15 protein-coding genes are annotated in these 17,631 nt (G+C 70.1%); 14 read left to right on the forward strand and 1 reads right to left on the reverse strand.

The annotated features are described in order from the left end of the window. The first annotated feature begins 35 nt into the window (after positions 1-35). The 9 genes from ftsW (at position 36) to ACIQHQ_RS04885 (ending at position 8,591) form a co-directional block, all read left to right on the forward strand. Positions 36-1,400, forward strand: coding sequence for a putative lipid II flippase FtsW (gene ftsW, locus ACIQHQ_RS04845; RefSeq protein WP_402610092.1), 1,365 nt, complete (start codon positions 36-38; stop codon positions 1,398-1,400). A 6-nt stretch (positions 1,401-1,406) separates the two neighbouring features. Further along, positions 1,407-2,504: an undecaprenyldiphospho-muramoylpentapeptide beta-N-acetylglucosaminyltransferase gene (gene murG, locus ACIQHQ_RS04850; RefSeq protein ID WP_402610094.1), complete on the forward strand. Its 1,098-nt coding sequence runs from the start codon at positions 1,407-1,409 to the stop codon at positions 2,502-2,504. Between the two features lie 26 nt (positions 2,505-2,530). Next, positions 2,531-3,325 (forward strand): cell division protein FtsQ/DivIB, encoded by a 795-nt coding sequence (locus ACIQHQ_RS04855; protein WP_402610096.1) that lies wholly within the window; start codon positions 2,531-2,533, stop codon positions 3,323-3,325. Positions 3,326-3,613: 288 nt separating this feature from the next. After that, positions 3,614-4,807, forward strand: coding sequence for a cell division protein FtsZ (gene ftsZ, locus ACIQHQ_RS04860; protein ID WP_031131993.1), 1,194 nt, complete (start codon positions 3,614-3,616; stop codon positions 4,805-4,807). A gap of 10 nt (positions 4,808-4,817) precedes the next feature. Beyond that, entirely contained in the window at positions 4,818-5,549 is a 732-nt protein-coding gene (pgeF, locus tag ACIQHQ_RS04865) for a peptidoglycan editing factor PgeF (protein WP_402610098.1), read from the forward strand. Between the two features lie 6 nt (positions 5,550-5,555). Then, complete coding sequence (locus ACIQHQ_RS04870; protein ID WP_402610100.1) at positions 5,556-6,275, forward strand: YggS family pyridoxal phosphate-dependent enzyme; 720 nt, start codon at positions 5,556-5,558, stop codon at positions 6,273-6,275. Between the two features lie 129 nt (positions 6,276-6,404). Further along, entirely contained in the window at positions 6,405-7,046 is a 642-nt protein-coding gene (locus tag ACIQHQ_RS04875) for a cell division protein SepF (protein WP_363120078.1), read from the forward strand. Between the two features lie 70 nt (positions 7,047-7,116). Further along, positions 7,117-7,401 (forward strand): YggT family protein, encoded by a 285-nt coding sequence (locus ACIQHQ_RS04880; RefSeq protein WP_007448661.1) that lies wholly within the window; start codon positions 7,117-7,119, stop codon positions 7,399-7,401. 53 nt (positions 7,402-7,454) lie between these two features. Further along, complete coding sequence (locus ACIQHQ_RS04885; RefSeq protein ID WP_402610103.1) at positions 7,455-8,591, forward strand: DivIVA domain-containing protein; 1,137 nt, start codon at positions 7,455-7,457, stop codon at positions 8,589-8,591. 206 nt (positions 8,592-8,797) lie between these two features. On the opposite strand, the gene ileS is transcribed toward ACIQHQ_RS04885, so the two are convergent. Continuing rightward, complete coding sequence (ileS, locus tag ACIQHQ_RS04890; RefSeq protein WP_402610105.1) at positions 8,798-11,941, reverse strand: isoleucine--tRNA ligase; 3,144 nt, start codon at positions 11,939-11,941, stop codon at positions 8,798-8,800. Positions 11,942-12,542: 601 nt separating this feature from the next. Between ileS and ACIQHQ_RS04895 the strand changes: the two genes are divergently transcribed. From ACIQHQ_RS04895 to ACIQHQ_RS04915, 5 genes are all read left to right on the forward strand, one after another. Continuing rightward, complete coding sequence (locus ACIQHQ_RS04895; RefSeq protein WP_402610107.1) at positions 12,543-13,742, forward strand: TraR/DksA family transcriptional regulator; 1,200 nt, start codon at positions 12,543-12,545, stop codon at positions 13,740-13,742. 89 nt (positions 13,743-13,831) lie between these two features. Then, entirely contained in the window at positions 13,832-14,476 is a 645-nt protein-coding gene (lspA, locus tag ACIQHQ_RS04900; RefSeq protein WP_402610109.1) for a signal peptidase II, read from the forward strand. Between the two features lie 43 nt (positions 14,477-14,519). Next, positions 14,520-15,464 carry an RluA family pseudouridine synthase gene (locus ACIQHQ_RS04905; protein ID WP_402610111.1) on the forward strand — a complete coding sequence of 315 codons (945 nt, stop codon included), beginning with the start codon at positions 14,520-14,522 and terminating at the stop codon, positions 15,462-15,464. Beyond that, a complete protein-coding gene (locus ACIQHQ_RS04910) occupies positions 15,461-15,931 on the forward strand; it encodes a GNAT family N-acetyltransferase (RefSeq protein ID WP_402610113.1) in 471 nt (156 codons plus the stop codon). Before ACIQHQ_RS04905 ends, ACIQHQ_RS04910 begins: the two co-directional genes overlap by 4 nt. Before the next feature lie 95 nt (positions 15,932-16,026). Then, on the forward strand, positions 16,027-17,613 hold the full coding sequence (locus ACIQHQ_RS04915) for a Na+/H+ antiporter (protein ID WP_402610115.1): 1,587 nt from the start codon (positions 16,027-16,029) through the stop codon (positions 17,611-17,613). Positions 17,614-17,631: the final 18 nt, after the last annotated feature.

Below are 17,631 nucleotides of genomic sequence, written 5' to 3' on the forward strand. Positions count from 1 at the left end.
CGACGTCCCCCTCCGGTACGGCAGGGTGAGCGGCGATGCCCACCAGCCGTACCGGACGGCCCCCGACCCCGCGCGCCCTCAAGCGCCCCGTGGCGCCGCGGAACGCGCACGACAACGGCGTCCTCGGCCTCTACACCCGCGCGCGCAGGGGCTGGGACCGGCCGCTGACCGCCTACTACCTGATCCTCGGCGGCAGTGCGCTGATCACCGTGCTGGGGCTGGTGATGGTCTACTCGGCCTCCCAGATCACCGCGCTGCAGATGTCGCTTCCCGGCTCGTACTTCTTCCGCAAACAGCTGCTCGCCGCCGGCATCGGCACCGTTCTGCTGCTGGCGGCCTCGCGGATGCCGGTGAAACTGCACCGGGCACTCGCCTACCCCATCCTCGCGGGCGCCGTCTTCCTCATGACCCTGGTGCAGGTCCCCGGGATAGGAGTGTCGGTCAACGGCAACCAGAACTGGATCTCCCTCGGCGGCTCCTTCCAGATCCAGCCCAGTGAGTTCGGCAAGCTCGCCCTCGTGCTGTGGGGCGCCGACCTGCTCGCCCGCAAGCAGGACAGGAAGCTGCTGAACCAGTGGAAGCACATGCTCGTGCCGCTGGTGCCGGCCGCCTTCATGCTGCTCGGTCTGATCATGATCGGCGGCGACATGGGCACCGCGATCATCCTCACGGCCATCCTGTTCGGCCTGCTGTGGCTGGCCGGCGCCCCCACGCGGCTGTTCGCCGGCGTGCTGTCGATCGCCGCCGTCCTCGGCCTGATCCTCATCAAGACCAGCCCCAACCGCATGGCCCGCCTGCAGTGCCTGGGCGCCACCGAACCCCAGTCGGGGCCCGTCGACTGCTGGCAGGCCGTGCACGGGATCTACGCCCTCGCCTCGGGCGGGATCTTCGGTTCGGGACTGGGCGCGAGTGTGGAGAAATGGGGCCAACTCCCCGAAGCCCACACCGACTTCATCTTCGCCGTCACCGGTGAGGAACTGGGCCTGGCGGGGACGCTGTCGGTACTCGCCCTCTTCGCGGCTCTAGGCTATGCGGGTATCCGCGTGGCCGGACGCACGGAAGATCCGTTCGTGAGGTATGCCGCGGGAGGTGTGACCACGTGGATCACGGCCCAGGCCGTGATCAACATCGGTGCGGTGCTCGGTCTGTTGCCGATCGCCGGCGTCCCCCTCCCGCTGTTCTCCTACGGAGGATCCGCCCTGCTGCCGACCATGTTCGCCATCGGGTTGCTGATCGCCTTCGCGCGTGAGGACCCCGCTGCGCGGATGGCGCTTGCGATGCGGCAACCCCGCTTTGGTAGAAAGCGGGGGGCGGGGGGCACCGGTTCCGGTCGGGGTCCCCGGAGATGGAACACGATGCGACGGCGTGCCTCGGCGGCACGCTCGTCCGGAGAGCGGTGAATTTCGGTGCATGTCGTACTCGCCGGCGGAGGAACCGCGGGCCACATCGAGCCCGCGCTCGCCCTCGCGGACGCCCTGCGCAGGCAGGACCCGAGCGTGGGCATCACGGCCCTGGGCACGGAGCGCGGCCTCGAGACCCGTCTCGTACCCGAGCGCGGGTACGAACTCGCGCTGATCCCCGCCGTCCCTCTGCCGCGCAAGCCCACCCCGGAACTGATCACCGTCCCGGGCCGGCTGCGCGGCACGATCAAGGCGACGGAGCAGATCCTGGAGCGCACCAAGGCGGACGCCGTGGTCGGCTTCGGCGGCTATGTCGCCCTGCCCGGCTACCTCGCGGCCAAGCGCCTGGGCGTGCCGATCGTGATCCACGAGGCCAACGCCCGCCCGGGCCTGGCCAACAAGATCGGCTCGCGGTACGCCAGCCAGGTCGCCGTCTCCACGCCCGACAGCAAGCTGCGGGGCGCCCGTTACATCGGCATCCCGCTGCGCCGCTCCATCGCCACGCTCGACCGGGCCGCCGTACGCCCCGAGGCCCGGGCCGCGTTCGGACTCGACCCGAACCTGCCCACGCTGCTGGTCACCGGCGGCTCCCAGGGCGCGCGCCGCCTGAACGAGGTCGTCCAGCAGGTCGCGCCCTGGCTTCAGCAGGCCGGGATCCAGATCCTGCACGCGGTCGGCCCGAAGAACGAACTGCCGCAGGTTCAGCAGATGCCGGGGATGCCCCCCTACATCCCGGTAAGTTACCTGGACCGGATGGACCTCGCGTACGCCGCGGCCGACATGATGCTCTGCCGTGCGGGCGCGATGACCGTCGCCGAACTCTCCGCCGTCGGGCTCCCGGCCGCCTACGTTCCGCTGCCCATCGGCAACGGCGAACAGCGGCTCAACGCCCAGCCGGTGGTCAAGGCCGGCGGCGGACTGCTGGTCGACGACGCGGAGCTGACCCCCGAGTGGGTCCAGCAACACGTCCTGCCCGTGCTCGCCGACCCGCACCGGCTGTACCAGATGTCCCGCGCCGCAGCCGAGTTCGGCCGCCGGGACGCCGACGAGCTGCTCGTCGGCATGGTGTACGAGGCGATCGCCGCCAGCCGTGCACACCGATAGGACTGTATGACGGAAGGCAGGGGAGCGTGGCCGGATCGACCACCGCCGAGCGCGGTGAACGCCAGCAGGAGTCGTCCGGCCCGCCGCCCCGCCTGCGCTCGAGGCGGGCAAGGATCCGCGCGCTCGTCCTCCTGGGCCTCGCCCTGGTCTTCCTCGGCATCCCGACGGTCTGGCTGTTCTACGGCTCCGACTGGCTGCGCACGGAGCACGTCTCCGTGTCCGGCACCCGGGTCCTGACACCGGCTCAGGTCGAGGCGGCCGCCGAGGTTCCGCTCGGGAAGCCACTGATTTCCGTCGACACCGATGCGATCGAGACGCGACTGCGCCGGACATTGCCCCGAATTGATGCGGTTGACGTGGTCCGTTCCTGGCCCCGGGGAATCGACCTGAAAGTGGTCGAGCGGACTCCGGTCCTGATTGTTCAAAAGGGCGGAAAGTTCGTCGAAGTGGACGACGAAGGTGTCCGTTTCGCCACGGTTTCCGAGGCGCCGAAAGGCGTCCCCGCACTGGAATTGACGCTCTCGCGCTCCAGCTCCGCCGCCGCGAGCCTGCGCCGCTTCGGCGAGTCCCGGCTGGTGCGTGAGGCGGTCGGCGTCGCGCGCGCGGTTCCGGCCGACGTCGCGCGCGACACACGGACCGTCAAGGTCCGTTCCTACGACGACATCTCGCTGGAGTTGAGGGACGGCCGCACGGTGATCTGGGGAAGCAGCGAGAAGGGCGCCGCGAAGGCCCGTACGCTCACCGCTCTGATGAAAGCCTCGCCCGGTGCGCGGTACTTCGATGTGAGTGCCCCCGCCGCCCCCGCGTCATCGGGGAGTTGACGCACATCCGCGCAGGCCAGCACCCTGGTTGGGCAGTGCTACGGCTGATCACATAGGGTGAAAAGAAAAACGGGAGGTTCGGCGTGTTCGTTGAACGTGCGCCACTTGTCGACTTAGTGTCCTGTTCAGAAGACTCCAAGGAACAGACACACTGGTAACCCTAAACTTCAGGGTTAGGGTTCGGGTCGGCGATACGGACCGTCCCATTCGGCATCAGTCGTCGGGTCGCGGGGCGCAGGGCGTCACGCTGATCCGTCGACACGTAACTCGAGGCGAGAGGCCTTCGACGTGGCAGCACCGCAGAACTACCTCGCAGTCATCAAAGTCATCGGTGTCGGCGGCGGTGGTGTCAATGCCATCAACCGGATGATCGAGGTCGGTCTCAAGGGCGTCGAGTTCATCGCCATCAACACCGACGCGCAAGCTCTGTTGATGAGCGACGCCGACGTCAAGCTGGACGTCGGCCGTGAACTCACCCGCGGACTCGGCGCCGGAGCCAACCCGGCCGTCGGCCGCAAGGCCGCCGAGGACCATCGCGAGGAGATCGAGGAGGTCCTCAAGGGGGCCGACATGGTCTTCGTGACAGCCGGTGAAGGCGGCGGCACCGGCACCGGCGGCGCGCCCGTCGTGGCCAACATCGCCCGCTCGCTCGGCGCCCTCACCATCGGTGTGGTGACGCGCCCGTTCACCTTCGAGGGACGGCGCCGCGCGAACCAGGCCGAGGACGGCATCGCCGAACTCCGCGAAGAGGTCGACACCCTCATCGTCATCCCGAACGACCGGCTGCTGTCCATCTCGGACCGCCAGGTCTCGGTGCTGGACGCCTTCAAGTCGGCCGACCAGGTCCTGCTCTCCGGTGTCCAGGGCATCACCGACCTCATCACCACCCCGGGCCTCATCAACCTCGACTTCGCCGACGTCAAGTCGGTCATGTCGGAGGCCGGCTCGGCGCTGATGGGTATCGGCTCGGCCCGCGGCGACGACCGCGCGGTGGCCGCCGCCGAGATGGCGATCTCCTCGCCGCTGCTGGAGGCGTCCATCGACGGCGCCCGCGGTGTGCTGCTCTCCATCTCCGGTGGCTCCGACCTTGGCCTGTTCGAGATCAACGAGGCCGCCCAGCTGGTGAGCGAGGCCGCCCACCCCGAGGCCAACATCATCTTCGGGGCGGTGATCGACGACGCCCTCGGCGACGAGGTCCGGGTCACCGTGATCGCGGCCGGCTTCGACGGCGGCCAGCCGCCGGCCAAGCGGGACAACGTCCTCGGCTCGTCCTCGGCCAAGCGCGAGGAGCCGGCCCCGGTCCGGCAGACCGAGAGCCGTCCGTCCTTCGGATCACTCGGCAGCGTGACCCCGAAGGAGGACCCGGAGCCCGCGCCGGAGCCGGTCAAGGACATCCCGGTCGCCCCGCCGGTCCCGCCGGCGCCGCGCACCTACTCGGACAGCGCGGCCGAGGAACTGGACGTACCGGACTTCCTCAAGTGATCCTTCAGTCGTGATAGGACAGCGCGAAAGCGCGAGCGGCGCGCACTTCGGCTTCACCGACCGGTGGGGCGGGGTGAGCGCCGCTCCGTATGAGGAGCTCAACCTCGGTGGAGCGGTCGGCGACGATCCCGACGCCGTACGCACCAACCGGGAGCTGGCCGCCAAGTCCCTGGGCATCGAGCCGGACCGGGTGGTCTGGATGAACCAGGTGCACGGGGCCGACGTGGCGGTGGTGGACGGGCCGTGGGAATCTTCGGCCGTGATTGCCTCGGTCGACGCGCTCGTCACCACACGCCGGGGGCTCGCCCTCGCCGTGCTCACCGCCGACTGCGTGCCGGTGCTGCTCGCCGACCCCGTCGCCGGGGTCGCCGCCGCGGCCCACGCGGGCCGGCCCGGCATGATCGCCGGAGTCGTCCCGGCCGCGCTACGCGCGATGACGGAACGGGGCGCGGAGCCCTCCCGGATCGTCGCCCGCATCGGTCCCACCGTCTGCGGCCGGTGTTACGAGGTGCCCGAGGCGATGCGCGCCGAGGTGTCCGCCATCGAGCCGGCGGCGTACGCCGAGACCAGTTGGGGCACACCGGCGGTCGACGTGAGCGCCGGGGTGCACGCCCAGCTCGAACGGCTCGGGGTGCGCGACCGGGAGCAGTCGCCGGTGTGCACGCTGGAGTCACGCGATCACTTCTCGTACCGCCGCGACCGCACCACCGGTCGGCTCGCGGGTTATGTGTGGCTGGACTGATAGGGCATGACGGACCGTAAGGACGAACTCGCCGCGAATCTGGCGAAGGTGGAACGGCGTATCGCCGACGCGTGCGCCGCCGCGGGGCGATCACGAGACGAGGTGACCCTGATCGTGGTCACCAAGACCTATCCCGCGAGCGATGTGCGGATCCTCGCGGAACTCGGCGTGCGGCACGTCGCCGAGAACCGTGACCAGGACGCGGCCCCCAAGGCCGAGGCCTGCTCGGATCTGTCCCTCACATGGCACTTCGTGGGTCAACTCCAGACCAACAAGGTCCGATCTGTGGTCGATTACGCGGATTTCGTGCAGTCCGTCGATCGTTCCAAGCTCGTTGCCGCTCTGTCGAAGGAGGCCGTCCGGGCCGGGCGCGAACTGGGATGCCTGATCCAGGTCGCACTCGACGCCGGTGAGAGCGGCCGGGGCGAGCGCGGCGGTGTGGGGCCCGGCGGCATCGGGGAGTTGGCCGGTCTCGTGGCCGGCGCGCCCGGGCTCCGGCTCGACGGACTGATGACCGTCGCGCCGCTCACCGGGGAATACGCGGGACGCGAACAGGCCGCCTTCGAGCGGTTGATGGATTTGTCGACCGACCTGCGCCGGAGTCATCCGGCTGCCACCATGGTCTCGGCAGGGATGAGTACGGACCTCGAACAGGCCGTGGCGGCCGGAGCGACACATGTGCGCGTCGGCAGCGCGGTACTCGGAGTCCGCCCCAGGCTCGGGTAACGTCGCCAAGAAGTCGGACCACAGCAGAAAATATGGTCATTGCCGCCAAAAGGCGGATTCAAGGACCACGTGGATCGCGGGCACTTGGCAGTCGTCAGCCGATCCACCACAGAGCGGAGGACTCAGAGCATGGCCGGCGCGATGCGCAAGATGGCGGTCTACCTCGGCCTCGTGGAGGACGATGGGTACGACGGCCGCGGATTCGACCCCGACGACGACTTCGAACCCGAGCTCGACCCGGAGCCCGAGCGGGACCACCGACGGCACGAGCCGTCCCATCAGCCGCACGTCTCACATCAGCCCCAAAGGGACGAAGAGGTACGAGTCGTACAGCCGCCCGCCCCTCGCGAACCGGTCGCCCGTTCCGCTTCGCTCCCCGCGGAATCCAGCCGCCCGGCGCGCATCGCGCCCGTGGCGTCCATCACACAAGAACGCGCAAATCTGGAGAAGAACGCACCGGTGATCATGCCCAAGGTCGTGTCGGAACGAGAGCCTTACCGGATCACCACGCTTCACCCGCGGACCTACAACGAGGCCCGTACCATCGGGGAACACTTCCGTGAAGGCACCCCGGTGATCATGAATCTGACTGAGATGGATGACACAGATGCGAAGCGACTTGTCGACTTTGCGGCCGGTTTGGTGTTTGGTCTTCACGGCAGTATCGAGCGGGTGACGCAGAAGGTGTTCCTGTTGTCGCCTGCTAACGTCGATGTCACGGCGGAGGACAAGGCCCGCATCGCAGAGGGCGGGTTCTTCAACCAGAGCTGAGACGCACCACCGGAAACATCAGTACACAACGCAACACAGCAGGGCACAGGGGAGAGGGAAGCAGAAGGTCATGAGCGTGGTTTTGGATGTCGTCTACATCGCGCTGATGTGCTTCCTCATCGTGCTCATCTTCCGGTTGGTCATGGACTACGTCTTCCAGTTCGCCCGCTCATGGCAACCCGGCAAGGCGATGGTGGTCGTTCTGGAGGCCACCTACACTGTCACTGATCCACCGCTCAAGCTTCTGCGGCGGTTCATTCCGCCGCTGCGTCTCGGGGGCGTGGCGCTCGACCTGTCCTTCTTCGTACTGATGATCATCGTCTACATCCTGATCTCGATCGTGAGCCGGCTGTGAGCGATGTGAACTACGGTCTTGCCGAATGCCGACGACTACGTTGAGGTGAAGAGATGCCGTTGACCCCCGAGGACGTGCGGAACAAGCAGTTCACGACCGTCCGCCTCCGAGAAGGCTATGACGAGGACGAGGTCGATGCCTTCCTCGATGAGGTCGAAGCCGAACTGACCCGCCTGCTCCGCGAGAACGAGGACCTGCGCGCCAAACTGGCCGCGGCCACGCGCGCTGCTGCGCAGAACCAGCAGAACATGCGCAAGCCGCCGGAGCAGCAGGATCAGCAGCAGCAACAGCAGCAGGGCATGCAGCAGCAGGGCATGCGAGGTCCCGGTGGTCCCGTACCCGCCGGCATATCGGGCCCGCCGCAGCAGCAGATGGGTGGCCCCATGGGTGGTCCGCCCCAGCTGCCGAGCGGTGCCCCGCAGCTGCCCGCCGGTCCCGGCGGTCAGGGTGGACCCCAGGGTCCCGGTCCGATGGGCCAGGGTCCGGGTCCGATGGGCCAGCCCCCGATGCAGCAGCAGATGGGCGGCCCGATGGGCGGCCCCGGCCCCATGGGCGGCCCGATGGGCGGCCCCGGTCAGCAGGGCCCCGGTGGCGACAGCGCCGCTCGTGTCCTCTCGCTGGCCCAGCAGACCGCCGACCAGGCGATCGCGGAGGCCCGTTCCGAGGCCAACAAGATCGTCGGTGAGGCCCGTTCGCGTGCCGAGGGTCTTGAGCGTGACGCCCGTGCCAAGGCGGACGCCCTGGAGCGGGACGCGCAGGAGAAGCACCGTGTCGCGATGGGCTCCCTGGAGTCCGCCCGCGCCACGCTGGAGCGCAAGGTCGAGGACCTGCGCGGCTTCGAGCGCGAGTACCGCACGCGCCTGAAGTCGTACCTGGAGTCGCAGCTGCGTCAGCTGGAGACCCAGGCCGACGACTCGCTGGCCCCGCCGCGCACTCCGGCGACCGCGTCCCTCCCGCCGTCCCCGGCGCCTTCCATGGCTCCGGCCGGCGCGAGCGCCCCGTCCTACGGTGGCGGCAACCAGACGATGGGCGGCGGCCCCTCGCCGTCCGCTCCGTCCTACGGCGGGCAGCAGCAGATGTCGCCGGCGATGACCCAGCCGATGGCGCCGGTGCGTCCGCAGGGCCCGTCTCCGATGGGCCAGGCGCCCTCGCCGATGCGGGGCTTCCTGATCGACGAGGACGACAACTGACGGCCTGATGGCCAGTAGTACGGCATAGACGTCGGCAGCGTTCAGGGCGAGGCCCCGGGTTCCCACCCGGGGCCTCGCCCTTTTGCCACGCGCGTTCGTCTCTGCGACATCGCGTTCGTGCGCACATACTCGCGTGCGTGCGCACACAACGCCGAAGGCCCGGAACCACCAAGATCTTTGGCGGGTCCGGGCCTTCGGCCTGAGCGTTACGCCTTGCGCAGACGGAACGTCAGGGACAGGCCTTCGTCGGTGAAGGGCTCGCCGTAGGTGCCGTCCGCCTCGCCGCCGGCGAAGTCGGTGGCGAGGACCTCGTCGGCGATCAGGCCGGCGTGGTCGGTGAGGGCCTCTGCCGTCGCCTGGTCCGTGGCCGTCCAGCGCAGCGCGATGCGGTCGGCCACGTCGAGGCCGCTGTTCTTGCGGGCCTCCTGGATCAGGCGGATCGCGTCACGGGCCAGACCCGCACGGCGCAACTCCTCCGTGATCTCCAGGTCCAGGGCGACCGTCGCCCCCGCGTCGGATGCCACCGACCAGCCCTCACGCGGGGTCTCCGTGATGATGACCTCGTCGGGGGCCAGCGTGATGGTCTCGCCGTCGACCTCGACCGACGCCGTGCCCTCGCGCAGGGCCAGGGACAGGGCGGCCGCGTCCGCGCCGGCGACGGCCTTGGCCACGTCCTGGACGCGCTTGCCGAACCGCTTGCCCAGTGCGCGGAAGTTGGCCTTCGCCGTGGTGTCGACCAGGCTCCCGCCGACCTCGCTCAGCGTCGCCAGGGACTCGACGTTGAGCTCCTCCGTGATCTGCGTGCGCAGTTCGGGGTCCAGCGCGTCGAAGCCCGTCGCCGCGATCAGCGCGCGGGACAGCGGCTGACGCGTCTTGACGCCCGACTCCGCGCGCGTGGCGCGGCCGAGCTCCACCAGTCGGCGCACCAGCACCATCTGCTTCGACAGCTCCGGGTCGATGGCGCCGAGGTCCGCCTCCGGCCAGGAGGACAGGTGGACCGACTCCGGGGCGCCCGGCGTGACCGGGACGATCAGGTCCTGCCACACCCGCTCGGTGATGAACGGGGTCAGCGGGGACATCAGCTGCGTGACCGTCTCGACGACCTCGTGCAGGGTGCGCAGCGCCGCCTTGTCGCCCTGCCAGAAGCGGCGACGGGAGCGGCGCACGTACCAGTTGGACAGGTCGTCGACGAACGCGGACAGCAGCTTGCCGGCGCGCTGGGTGTCGTAGGCGTCCAGTGCCTTGGTGACCTGGTCGGTGAGGGCGTGCAGTTCGGACAGCAGCCAGCGGTCCAGGACCGGGCGGTCGGCCGGGGCCGGGTCGGCCCCGGACGGGGCCCAGCCCGTGGTACGGGCGTAGAGGGCCTGGAAGGCGACCGTGTTCCAGTACGTCAGGAGCGTCTTGCGGACGACCTCCTGGATCGTGCCGTGGCCCACGCGGCGGGCCGCCCACGGGGAGCCGCCTGCCGCCATGAACCAGCGGACCGCGTCGGCGCCGTGCCGGTCCATGAGCGGGATCGGCTCCAGGGTGTTGCCCAGGTGCTTGGACATCTTGCGGCCGTCCTCGGCCAGGATGTGACCGAGGCAGACGACGTTCTCGTACGACGACTTGTCGAAGACGAGCGTGCCGACCGCCATCAGCGTGTAGAACCAGCCGCGGGTCTGGTCGATGGCCTCGCAGATGAACTGCGCCGGGTAGCGGGCCTCGAACAGTTCCTTGTTCTTGTACGGGTATCCCCACTGCGCGAACGGCATCGAGCCCGAGTCGTACCAGGCGTCGATGACCTCGGGCACGCGTGTGGCCGTCTTTCCGCAGCCGTCCTGCGGGCAGGCGAAGGTGACCTCGTCGATGAACGGGCGGTGCGGGTCCAGGCCCGACCGGTCGGTGCCGGTCAGTTCCGTCAGCTCGCTGCGGGAGCCGACGCAGGTGAGGTGGTCGTCCTCACAGCGCCAGATGGGCAGCGGGGTGCCCCAGTAGCGGTTGCGGGACAGCGCCCAGTCGATGTTGTTGTTCAGCCAGTCGCCGTAGCGGCCGTGCTTGACGGTGTCCGGGAACCAGTTGGTGCCCTCGTTCTCCGCGAGGAGACGGTCCTTGAGCGCCGTGGTGCGGATGTACCAGGAGGGCTGGGCGTAGTAGAGCAGCGCGGTGTGGCAGCGCCAGCAGTGCGGATAGCTGTGCTCGTACGGGATGTGCTTGAAGAGCAGGCCGCGGCCGTCGAGGTCCTCGGTGAGCTTCTCGTCGGCCTTCTTGAAGAAGACGCCGCCGACGAGGGGGACCTCCTCCTCGAAGGTGCCGTCCGGGCGGACCGGGTTCACGACCGGCAGACCGTAGGCGCGGCAGACCTTGAGGTCGTCCTCACCGAAGGCGGGGGACTGGTGGACCAGACCCGTGCCGTCCTCGGTGGTGACGTACTCGGCGTTGACCACGAAGTGGGCCTCGGCCGGGAATTCCACGAGCTCGAAGGGGCGCTGGTACGTCCAGCGCTCCATCTGGGCGCCGGTGAAGGTCTGACCGGTGGCTTCCCAGCCCTCGCCGAGGGCCTTGGCGAGGAGCGGCTCGGCGACGACGAGCTTCTCCTCGCCGTCGGTGGCGACGACGTAGGTGACCTCGGGGTGGGCGGCGACGGCGGTGTTGGACACCAGGGTCCACGGGGTCGTCGTCCACACCAGGAGCGCGGCCTCACCGGCGAGCGGGCCGGAGGTGAGGGGGAAGCGGACGAAGACCGACGGGTCGACGACCGTCTCGTAGCCCTGCGCCAGCTCGTGGTCCGACAGGCCCGTGCCGCAGCGGGGGCACCAGGGGGCCACGCGGTGGTCCTGGACCAGCAGGCCCTTGTTGAAGATCTCCTTCAGCGACCACCAGACCGACTCGATGTACTCGGGGTCCATCGTGCGGTAGGGGTCCTGAAGGTCGGTCCAGTAGCCCATGCGGGTCGTGAGCTCTTCGAAGGCGTCCGTGTGCCGGGTCACCGACTCGCGGCACTTCGCGTTGAACTCCGCGATGCCGTACGCCTCGATGTCCTGCTTTCCGGAGAAGCCGAGCTCCTTCTCGACGGCGAGCTCCACGGGGAGGCCGTGGCAGTCCCAGCCGGCCTTGCGGGCCACGTGGTAGCCGCGCATGGTGCGGAAGCGGGGGAAGACGTCCTTGAAGACGCGGGCCTCGATGTGGTGGGCACCGGGCATGCCGTTGGCGGTGGGCGGGCCCTCGTAGAACACCCACTCGGGGCGGCCCTCGGACTGCTCCAGGCTCTTGGCGAAGATCTTCTGCTCGCGCCAGAAGTCGAGCACGGCGTGCTCGAGGGCGGGCAGGTCGACCTGGGCGGGCACCTGGCGGTACGTCGGCGATGTCATCAGCGGGCTTCCTCCGGCGGACTTGCTGCCTTCCGTCCGGAGGGACGAGAGCTACGTCTGCCTGCGCCGCCTTCGGCGCGCTCCCGCGGTACCACCCTCCTTGGCCCTCCGGCACGGGGTGTGCGCCGGTGAGCCCCCTCATTGGGGTCGCGATGCCGGGTCTACTGGCCCTGGGGCTTTCTTCCGGCGGCTCCGGGGTGATCTTCACGTCGCGCTCGCCCCCGGGCTTCCACCGTCCCCGGGTCGCTCTGGGCTGCGTACGCCGCTACTCGTCCCCATCCACGCTTTTCGCTCCGCCCAGTGTACGGCGCCGCGCGGACAGCGGCCGACCCGTTTTCGGGGCGGCCGGGAGTGGAGGGCCCAGCGGAGTGCGAATTGGGTTTGATGACCCGAATGGCGCGGTATAGGTGTTCGGATCCTGGGACGCCCGGCTCGGCGGATTACCGGGCGGGGAGCTGGGCACAACGGATGCAGGTTCGCCGCGCGGCGTGCGCGAGGCGGGCGAATCGGGCGGTGTGCCCCGTTGCCGCGGGACTCGAGTCGATTTATCGTCCCAGCACGATTCGCGAGCAAGATCACAATATGTGAAGGGGCCGCGGCCATGGTGGCGAAGAAGACCGCCGTACAGCAGCCGGCGTCCGGCAGGTCCGCGGAGGCCTCCGGCGGTGCGGCCAAGGACGTGGGCGGGAAGAAGTCCGCTCAGGGGGGTCCGGCGGGGCGTGCGGCGAAGGAGGGCGGGGCGAAGGCGGCCGAGGGGAGGGCGGCCGGGAAGAAGGTGACGGCTGAGAAGGCCGTGGCCGGGGGAGACGCAGGCAAGGAAGCCGTGGCGGGGAAGACGGCGACGAAGAAGAAGGCGACCAGGGCGGCGGGAGCCGGGACGGCGGTGGCCAAGAAGGCGACCAGGACGGCGGGAGCCGGGACGGCGGTGGCCAAGAAGGCGACCAGGACGGCGGGGGCCGGGACGGCGGTGGCCAAGAAGGCCGCGGCCGAGGCCCCGTCCGGCAGAGCCCGGGCGGCCGGGGCGCCGGCACCCGAGTCGCCGACCGGGAAGGCGGCTGTGAAGAAGGCGACGGCCAAGAGGGCCGCCCCTGCCGAGAAGGCCGCGGCCAGGAAGAAGCCGGCAGGCGCGAAGGAGGCCGCGACGAAGACCGCCGCCAAGAAAGCCCCGGCCGACAAGGTCACCGGCGGAAAGAGCACCACCACGAAGAGCGCGGCCGGGAAGGGCGCTGCCCCGACCGGCGCGGTCACACAGGACACGGCCGCGAGCAGCACGGCCACGAAGGCGGGTGCGGCCGAGGCCGCGCAGCAGACGGGAGCGACGACGGTGGTTGCGAAGAAGACTCCTGGCACGGCCACGGCGGCGAAGACCGCCGTTCCGAAGGCACGGGTCGCCGCGGCGGAGCCCGGTGAGCTCGCGGTACGCCCGGGCGAGGACCCCTGGACGGAGGAGGAGGTCGAGGAGGCGCGCTCCGAGCTGACGTCCGAGGAGACCCGGCTGCGGGAGGAGATCACGTCGTCGGAGCGGTCGCTCGCCGGATTGATGCGGGACTCCGGGGACGGCGCGGGGGACGACCAGGCGGACACCGGCACCAAGAACATCACCCGCGAGCACGAGCTGGCCCTGGCCGCGAACGCGCGCGAGATGCTCCTCCAGACCGAGCGTGCCCTGGAACGCCTGCACGCGGGCACCTACGGCCTGTGCGAGAACTGCGGCAATCCCATCGGCAAGGCCCGCATGCAGGCCTTCCCCCGGGCCACGCTGTGCGTGGAGTGCAAGCAGAAGCAGGAGCGCCGGTACTGACCTGCCGCCGAATGCCTCCTGAGCACGTGCGACGTACGGGGTGTGCCGTACCCTCGTCCTCAGTCAGGCACCTAGGTTGAGGGACTCACGTGGCAGAGGCGGAGCGCATCATCGGTACGCCGGACACACCGGACGCGGCCGACGGCGGCAAGGAGCGGCCCGACTCCGAGGGCACCCCGGCCGGCGAGCCCGGCACCGGCCCGGCGGCCGGTGCCGACCAGCCGGAGACCGGCGCCGGGCGGACCCGGGGCAGGCGCCGGATCGCGGTGCTGTTCGCCGTCGCCGCCGTCGCGTACGCCCTCGACCTGATCAGCAAGATGATCGTGGTGGCCAAGCTGGAGCACCACCCTCCCATCGAGATCATCGGCGACTGGCTGAAGTTCGAGGCGATCCGCAACGCGGGCGCGGCCTTCGGCTTCGGCGAGGCCTTCACCGTGATCTTCACGATGATCGCGGCGGCGGTGATCGTGGTGATCGCCCGTCTGGCCCGCAAGCTCTACAGCCTGCCCTGGGCGATCGCGCTGGGTCTGCTGCTCGGCGGGGCGCTGGGCAACCTCACCGACCGGATCTTCCGGGCGCCGGGCGTCTTCGAGGGCGCGGTCGTGGACTTCATCGCGCCCAAGCACTTCGCCGTCTTCAACCTGGCCGACTCGGCGATCGTGTGCGGTGGCATCCTGATCGTTCTGCTGTCGTTCAAGGGCCTCGACCCGGACGGCACCGTCCACAAGGACTGAGCGCGCGTGCAGCCGTGTCGGAGCCGTCCGGCATACTCGACGGGTGAGCACGATTCCCGAGATCCGAACCCTGCCCGTGCCCGACGGCCTGGAGGGTGAGCGTGTCGACGCCGCCATCTCCCGCATGTTCGGCTTCTCCCGTACCAAGGCGGCCGAGCTCGCCGCCGCGGGAAAGGTCACGGTCGACGGGTCGGTGGTCGGCAAGTCGGAGCGCGTGCACGGCGGCGCCTGGCTGGAGGTCGAGATGCCGCAGGCGCCCGCACCGGTGCGGGTCGTGGCCGAGCCGGTCGAGGGCATGGAGATCGTGCACGACGACGATGACGTGGTCGTGATCGTCAAGCCGGTCGGCGTGGCCGCGCACCCGTCGCCGGGCTGGACCGGGCCGACCGTCATCGGAGGCCTCGCCGCCGCCGGGTACCGGATCTCCACCTCCGGCGCCGCCGAGCGCCAGGGCATCGTGCACCGGCTCGACGTGGGCACGTCGGGGCTGATGGTGGTCGCCAAGTCGGAGTACGCGTACACCTCGCTGAAGCGCCAGTTCAAGGAGCGCACGGTCGACAAGCGTTACCACACGCTCGTCCAGGGCCACCCCGACCCGACCAGTGGCACCATCGACGCGCCCATCGGCCGGCACCCGCAGCACGACTACAAGTGGGCCGTCACCGCAGAGGGCAAGCCGTCCGTCACGCACTACGACCTCATCGAGGCGTTCCGCGCGGCCTCGCTGCTCGACGTGAAGCTGGAGACCGGCCGCACGCACCAGATCCGCGTCCACATGGCCGCGCACCGGCACCCCTGCGTGGGCGACCTCACCTATGGCGCCGACCCGACGCTCGCCAAGCGCCTCGGACTGACCCGCCAGTGGCTGCACGCGGTGCGGCTCGGCTTCGAGCACCCCGGGGACGGGCAGTGGGCGGAGTTCTCCTGCGACTACCCGGAGGACCTGCACAAGGCTCTGGAGCAGGTCCGCGAGGAGACGTACGCGTGAGCACCACCCCGTACCTGGTGCGGGTCGCCGAGGACCCGGCCGACCGGGAGGCGTGCTTCGCGGTGCGCAAGGATGTCTTCGTCGGCGAGCAGGGCGTGCCGGAGGACATCGAGTACGACGCGTACGACGCCGGCGCGGTCCATGTGCTGGCGGTCCGCGAGGACGGTGTGCCGCTCGGGACGGGGCGGCTGCTGCACGGGGCGGCGGCCGTGGCGCAGACCGGCGCCGGCCCGTCCGTGGGCTCCCTCGGCCGGCTCGCCGTCACGGGCTCCGCGCGCGGGCTCGGCGTCGGTGCCGCTCTGGTGCGGGCCCTCGAGGACGCGGCACGCGCGCGGGGGCTCACGGCCGTGGATCTGCACGCGCAGACGCATGCGCTGGGCTTCTACGAGCGGCTCGGCTATGAGCCGTACGGGCCGGAGTACCTGGAGGCGGGCATTCCACATCAGGGGATGCGGCGTTCGCTCTAGCCCCTCGTGGCGGCTGCCGGAACGGTTTGTCCCAGGAGTTGCGTGGCAGGCTTGAGGTCAGTCGTGTGAACATTTGACCTCCCGGAGCGCTGACCGTGGATCAGTTGGCCCTGCTGTTCGTGCTGTTGCTCGGGGCCGTGATCAGTGTCCCCGTGGGCGATCGGTTCGCGGTACCCGCACCAGTGCTGATGACGCTGCTGGGCATGGTTCTCGCGCTGCTCCCGTTCGTACCGAACGTCGAGATCCCGCCGGACCTGATCCTGCCGCTGCTGTTGCCGCCCCTGTTGTACGCCGCCGTGCGGCGCACGTCCTGGCGGCAGTTCGCGGCGAACAAGAGGCCGATCTTCCTGCTGGCCGTGGCGCTGGTGTTCGTCACCATGGCCTGCGTGGCCGCCGTGGCCGACGCGATCGTGCCGGGGCTGCCGCTCGCGGCGGCGTTCGCGCTGGGCGCGCTGGTGGCGCCGCCCGACCCGGTCGCGGCGACCGCCGTCGCCGGACAGCTGGGACTGCCGCGTCGGCTCGTGTCGATCCTGGAGGGCGAAGGGCTGTTCAACGACGTGACGGCCATCGTCCTCTACCACGTGGCGATCGCCGCCGCCGTCAGCGGGACGTTCTCACCCTGGAAGGCCGGGCTGGACCTGGTGCTGTCGGCCGTGGTGGCGGTGGCCGTCGGCCTCGCCCTGGGCTGGGGCGCGAACAAGCTGATGGACGTGCTCGGCGACGCGACCCTGCAGATCGGGCTGACCCTGCTGGTGCCCTACGCCGCGTACGTCATGGCCGAGGAACTGCACGGTTCGGGCGTGCTCGCCGTGCTCACCACCGCGCTGTTCCTCGCGGAGTACGGCTCGGACGCCGACGACGTCATGACGCGGCTGGCCGGGCACACCTTCTGGAACATCGTCGACACGCTCGTCACCGGCGTCGCGTTCGGGCTGGTCGGGCTGGAGCTGCACAACGCCATCCGCACGGCCTCCGGGCGGTGGGGCGAGCTGCTGTGGTGGGCGGCGCTGGTGGTGGTCGTCGTGGTGTTCGCACGCCTGCTGTGGCTGCTGCCGGCCACCTGGCTGACCAAGCGGCTGCACGCGCGGCGGGACTACGACGAGGACATCCCGGTGAGCTGGCGAGAGACCGTGGTGATGTGGTGGTCGGGGATGCGCGGGGTGGCCTCGGTCGCGCTGGTGCTGGCGATCCCGCTGGAGACCGACACGGGCGCGCCGTTCCCCAGCCGGGACGAGATCATCTTCATCGCCTTCGGCGTGATCATGGCGACGCTGGTGCTCCAGGGACTCACCTTGCCGTGGCTGGTGCGGCGGCTTGGCGTCAAGGCCGACACGGACCAGGAGAAGGAGTTCGCGAAGGCGCTGGCGATCCGGGCGGCCAAGGCGGCGAAGCGCAGACTGCGGGAGATCGAGGGGAACGAGGAACTGCCGGAGGAACTGTCCGAGCAGATGCTGCGGCGGGCCTACGACATCGGGGTGCGGATCAGTCCCGAACTGGCGGAGGACGAGCGGCGCGAGGCGTACCGGGAGGGGACCCGCCGGGTGAAGCGGGTCCGGCGCATCCAGCAGGAGATGCTGAGTGCGGCGCGGCACGAGGTGCTCGCGGCGCGCAGTGAGCCGGGGGCCGACCCCGAGGTGGTGGACCGGGTGCTGCGGCACCTCGACGTCCGCAGCCTGCGGTGAGCCATGCCGCCCCTCGCG

The sequence above is a fragment of the Streptomyces sp. NPDC092370 genome (genome assembly GCF_044755265.1).
In the GTDB taxonomy this organism is placed as follows: Bacteria; Actinomycetota; Actinomycetes; order Streptomycetales; family Streptomycetaceae; genus Streptomyces.

Bases quoted from the DNA above. Each gene is read 5' to 3' on its own strand.
- ftsW (WP_402610092.1), top strand. From the start codon at position 36: ATGCCCACCAGCCGTACCGGACGGCCCCCGACCCCGCGCGCCCTCAAG.
- ACIQHQ_RS04870 (WP_402610100.1), top strand. From the start codon at position 5,556: ATGACGGACCGTAAGGACGAACTCGCCGCGAATCTGGCGAAGGTGGAA.
- ACIQHQ_RS04875 (WP_363120078.1), top strand. From the start codon at position 6,405: ATGGCCGGCGCGATGCGCAAGATGGCGGTCTACCTCGGCCTCGTGGAG.
- ACIQHQ_RS04880 (WP_007448661.1), top strand. From the start codon at position 7,117: ATGAGCGTGGTTTTGGATGTCGTCTACATCGCGCTGATGTGCTTCCTC.
- ACIQHQ_RS04885 (WP_402610103.1), top strand. From the start codon at position 7,455: ATGCCGTTGACCCCCGAGGACGTGCGGAACAAGCAGTTCACGACCGTC.
- ileS (WP_402610105.1), bottom strand. From the start codon at position 11,941: ATGACATCGCCGACGTACCGCCAGGTGCCCGCCCAGGTCGACCTGCCC.
- ACIQHQ_RS04895 (WP_402610107.1), top strand. From the start codon at position 12,543: ATGGTGGCGAAGAAGACCGCCGTACAGCAGCCGGCGTCCGGCAGGTCC.